This window comes from Halomonas sp., from assembly GCF_041689495.1.
GTDB lineage: Bacteria > Pseudomonadota > Gammaproteobacteria > Pseudomonadales > Halomonadaceae > Halomonas.
Genome location: NZ_JBDNGD010000016.1, coordinates 1 through 4452, shown reverse-complemented (window position 1 = coordinate 4452; position 4452 = coordinate 1). Strand labels below are relative to the sequence as shown.

Below are 4452 nucleotides of genomic sequence, written 5' to 3'. Positions count from 1 at the left end.
GGCATGCTGGCCAATTTCATCGCCTGTCATGAGGCCTTCGGCTGGTCGAAGGACATCTTCATCCAACTCGCCGGCACGGCCATCGAGTCGGCATTCATCAGCGATGATCGTCGTCTGGCATTGCAACGCCAGTTGTCTGGTATCACTTGAGGTAGTGCTCACGGTCTGCTGGAGATCAGTTGCCATTCACCGCATCGCGGGTGCGTTGCCAGGCGCTTTCGGCATCTTCCTGGGTGGCTGACCAGGCGTCGGCGGCATTCTTGCGTGCCTGCTCCCACCAGGCCTGGTCATATTCGGGCAGATCGTCCAGTTCGTCGGCGGAGGCATCGACGATGATGCGATAGACGGCCCATTGGTCCTCAGCGGTCAAGGCATCCAGGCGAAAGTGATCATTGTTGATGACGATGTCGCGGCCGCCGAGCCCCATCGCGCCTCCGCTGCGGATCACCAGGCCCGCTACCTGCTTGTCATCGTCGAGCAGGACGTCGCGAACAGAGCCCATGGGCTCGTCGGGATCGGTATCGAGGTAGACTTCGGCTGCCAGAATGGCGTTGGCGGAGTAGAGACCCTGGATGTCTGCCTGTGCCTGGCTGACTACTAACGGACTGCCGGCAACCAGGGATAGGCTAAGTGCGAGAATGGTCTGGCGCATGGGTCGTTTCCTGTAATGGGTCTGGCTGCCGAATATAGCGCTTTGCAGCTCTTGCGGCAGGATTCTTTTCCAGTAGTAAATGGAAGCTTAGCCACTACGGCGGTGCCGGCAGCGTCCATTGGCCCAGGCTTCGGCGACGGTGCGGTCGTCACCCAGCATCATCAGCGCGAACAGCGTCTCGCCGAGGCTTCGGCTGCGAGCCGTGCGTCTCGCCATCAGTGGTGTGGCGGCCGGGTCCAGCACCACGAAGTCAGCGTCCAGGCCCGGCGCCAGGCGGCCGATCCAGCCGTCCAGCGAGAGGGCCCGGGCGTTACCGAGCGTCAGCCCATAGAAGCCCTGCCAGGCGGTCAACGGCTGGCCTCGCAGCTGGCCCACCTGATAGGCGGCCTTGAGGGTGGTCAGGCCCGAGAGGTCGGTGCCGCCACCCACGTCACTGGCGTAGGTGATATTGAGCCCCGCCTCGCGGGCCGCCAACCGGTCGAACAGGCTGCTGCCGAGGAAGAGGTTGGAACTCGGGCAGAAGGCGAGGTTCGCCCCCCGCTCGGCCAGCCGGCCGCGCATCTGCTGGTCCAGGTGGATGCCATGCGCAAAGGTGCTGCGCGGGCCGACCAGGCCCGACTCCTCGTAGACCGCGAGGTAGTCGCGGCTTCCGGGAAAGAGCTCCGCCACCCAGTCCAGCTCGCCGGTGTTCTCGGCCAGGTGGGTCTGCAGCCACAGGCTAGTGTCGTTGCGCATCAGGCCCCCGGTGGCGTCCAGCTGCGCCCGGCTGGAGGTGGGGGCGAAGCGTGGTGTCAGGCTGTAGCCCAGCCGCCCCTTGCCGTGCCAGTCACCGATCAGCCGCTCGGTGTCGCGAATGCCGCCAAGGGTATCGTCGCAGAGCGCATCGGGGGCATGGCGGTCCATCAGTACCTTGCCGGCCAGCATGCGCAGCCCACGCCGGTGGGTTGCCGCGAAGAAGGCGTCCACGGAGTCCGGGTGGCTCGAGCAGAACACCTGGGCGGTGGTGGTGCCGACCCTCAGCATCTCGTCGAGGAAGGCATCCGAAAGCGCCTCGGCATGCTCGCGCGCCGCGAAGCGACACTCCTCGGGGAAGGTGTAGTCGTTGAGCCAGTCGAGCAGCTGGCGGCCGTACGAGGCCATGATCTCCAGCTGCACATAGTGCACATGGCTGTCGATAAAGCCGGGAGTGATCAATTTCCCCCGGTGATCGATCACCTCGATGCCCGCGGGCAGCTCGGCCGCAAGGCGGGCATAGTCGTCCACCGCGCGGATGCGGCCGTCTTCGATCCAGAGGCCGCCATCCGTAATATGGCGCACGCTGCCCTCGGCGGGGGTATCGCCTTCGCCGGGATCGGCATCGAAGCTCAGCAGGTCGGCGCGCAGCACGCACGAATCGGTCATGGTCATGGTCACGGGCTCATCTCGATCTATGTAACAGCACCGGGGCTTTACCGGCGACAGGCCTGTGAGGAGGCGCTGTGAATACATCCTTGTACGCTACCGACGCCATCCCTGGCGTAGGACCTCCTCCTCGGCCTGTCCCTGGCGCCCCTCGGTCATCGGCTTGCGGGGTGTGTTCAGGGCGAATGCTCACTGAACAGGGCTCGCAGCTCGGCAGGGTCGAGGCCGCGCTGGTCGGGGTGGTCGGGGGTTTCCACCAAGGGCAGCAGCTCGGCGAGGGCGGCGATGGCGATGGCATAGGGCGTCTTGTTGCCTCCGGTGCCACCCGCCGCCATGCCGATGGGACAGCGGACGCGGCCGAGTGCCGCCTCGTCATGGCCGGCATTGCGCAGCCGACGGCGGAAGCTCGCCCACTTGCTGCGTGAGCCGATCAGACCCAGCGAGGCCGTATCGTCGCGGCCAGGCGCACCAGTTCCTGGCCCACATGACCGGCGCCGAAGATCGCCAGCGTCGTGGTGCTGCCGGGGAAGACCTCGAGCAGCACGTTGACGAAGCCGCCACAGCACTGGCCACTGCGCCCGCCCAGCGAGAACGCCTCCAGAGTCATGCCTGCGTCGGCCTCTCCTTCATGGCCCGCCAGCCGCGCCCGAGCCGCCTCAATAGTCTGCCATTCGAAGGTGCCGCCGCCCAGGGTGTCGAAGGCCTGGTCAGCGGTGATGACCATCCTGGCCCCGGGCTCGCGGGGCGTGGAACCGGCGCTGGTCACTTGGGTGGCCAGGGCATGGGGCACGCCATCCCGCTGCAATCGGTGCAGGGCGGCATGCCAGCTCTCGGGTTGCATGTCACAAGTATCCTCGGCCGTCATCAGGGCTCACCCTTGTCCAGCGGCCGAGCATTGTGGCGGGCACGCAGCGCCTCGGCGGCCAGCAGCACCCGCTCCGGCGTAGCCGGAGTGTCGAACCGTGGGGACTCGCGGTAGCCGGTCAGGCTTGCCAGCGCATCGCGCAGCGCCGACCACACCGAGATGGCGAGCATGAAGGGCGGCTCGCCCACTGCCTTGGAGCGGTAGATACTGGCCATGGAGTTGGGATGACCCTGGAGCAGTTCGACGTTGAACACCGGTGGCAGGTCGCCGTAGGTGGGGATCTTGTAGGTGGCCGGGCCATCGGAGATCAGCCGGCCATCCTCGTTCCACAACAGCTCCTCGCTGGTCAGCCAGCCCATGCCCTGGATGAAGCCGCCCTCGACCTGGCCGATGTCGATGGCCGGATTCAGGGAGTCGCCCACGTCATGCAGGATGTCTACCCGATCGACCTGGTATTCGCCGGTCAGGGTGTCGACGCTGACCTCGGCCACGGCGGCGCCATGGACGAAGTAGTAGAAGGGCCGCCCCTGGCCGGTCACGCGGTCGTAGTGGATCAGCGGGGTGGCGTAGAAGCCCTTCTCGGAGAGCGACACCCGGCCGAGATACGCCGCCTGCACTAGCTCGCCCAGGGGATTCGGCGCTCGCCCTCGCCCTGACCCGCTACCAGGTTACCACCCTCGAGGCGCATGCCCTCGCGCTCCAGGGCCTGGTCCGGGTAAAGATGCTCGCTGGCGATATCGTCCATGGCCCCCTCGATGACCATCATGCCCTGGGGGCCGCCGAAGACGCGGAAGGCGGTGTTGGAGGCGGTGTGGGTGCGCGCTCGGTGGCCGGTCACCCGTGCCTTGCCCAGGGAGTAGGCGTTGTCGGCATGGAACATGGCGCGATCGACGATGGCGTCGGACAGGTCGGGCGAGTAGCCGCAGTCACCGATCAGGGTCAGCTCGCCGCCCTGGATCACGCCCGCCTCATCCACGCCCAGGCGGTAGCGGTTGTGGAAGGGATGGCGCTTGCCGGTGACGTGCATGTCGTCGGCGCGGGGCAGACGCAGCCGCGCGGTGTGACCGGTGCGGCGGGCCACCAGCGCGGCGATGCAGGACCAGGGTGAGGCCTGGGTCTCCTTGCCGCCGAAGCCGCCGCCCATGCGGCGCACTTCCACGGTCACCGCATGGAAGGGGATGCCCAGCACCTCGGCGACCAGCTTCTGGGTCTCGCTGGGATGCTGGTTGGAGGTATGGACCATCACCCCTTCGTCCTCGGTGGGCTGTACCAGGCAGGCCTGCCCCTCCAGGTAGAAGTGCTCCTGGCCGCCGACGAACTGCTCGCCCTCGATGACATGGGCCGCCGTTGCGAGCGAGCGCTCCCAGTCGCCCCTCTGCTGTACGTGGGTGGGGCGCACGAACTCGCCGCGCTCGGTGGCGGCCACCGGATCGAGGCTGGCAGGCCACTCGTCGATCTCGATGATCGCCTCCCTGACAGCTTCCCGGGCGGCGCGATGGCTCTCGGCTGCCACGGCGAACAGCACCTGGCCGGC

Annotated in this window: 2 protein-coding genes and 2 pseudogenes; all 4 read right to left on the bottom strand. The window is 67.1% G+C overall.

What is annotated here, in order from left to right:
* Window positions 1–175 precede the first annotated feature (175 nt).
* Window positions 176–652, bottom strand: a complete 477-nt coding sequence (locus ACESMD_RS00505; protein ID WP_372609342.1) for a PRC-barrel domain-containing protein — start codon at window positions 650–652, stop codon at window positions 176–178.
* An 87-nt stretch (window positions 653–739) separates the two neighbouring features.
* A complete protein-coding gene (gene guaD / locus ACESMD_RS00500; RefSeq protein ID WP_372609341.1) occupies window positions 740–2059 on the bottom strand; it encodes a guanine deaminase in 1320 nt (439 codons plus the stop codon).
* A 170-nt stretch (window positions 2060–2229) separates the two neighbouring features.
* Window positions 2230–2894 (bottom strand): annotated as a pseudogene (locus ACESMD_RS00495) (XdhC family protein).
* A 254-nt stretch (window positions 2895–3148) separates the two neighbouring features.
* Window positions 3149–4452, bottom strand: a pseudogene (locus ACESMD_RS00490) (molybdopterin cofactor-binding domain-containing protein); the annotation flags it as partial.

What these genes read in the sequence shown, in the direction of transcription:
- guaD (WP_372609341.1), bottom strand. Translation starts at nt 2,059, where the DNA reads ATGACCATGACCGATTCGTGCGTGCTGCGCGCCGACCTGCTGAGCTTC.
- ACESMD_RS00505 (WP_372609342.1), bottom strand. Translation starts at nt 652, where the DNA reads ATGCGCCAGACCATTCTCGCACTTAGCCTATCCCTGGTTGCCGGCAGT.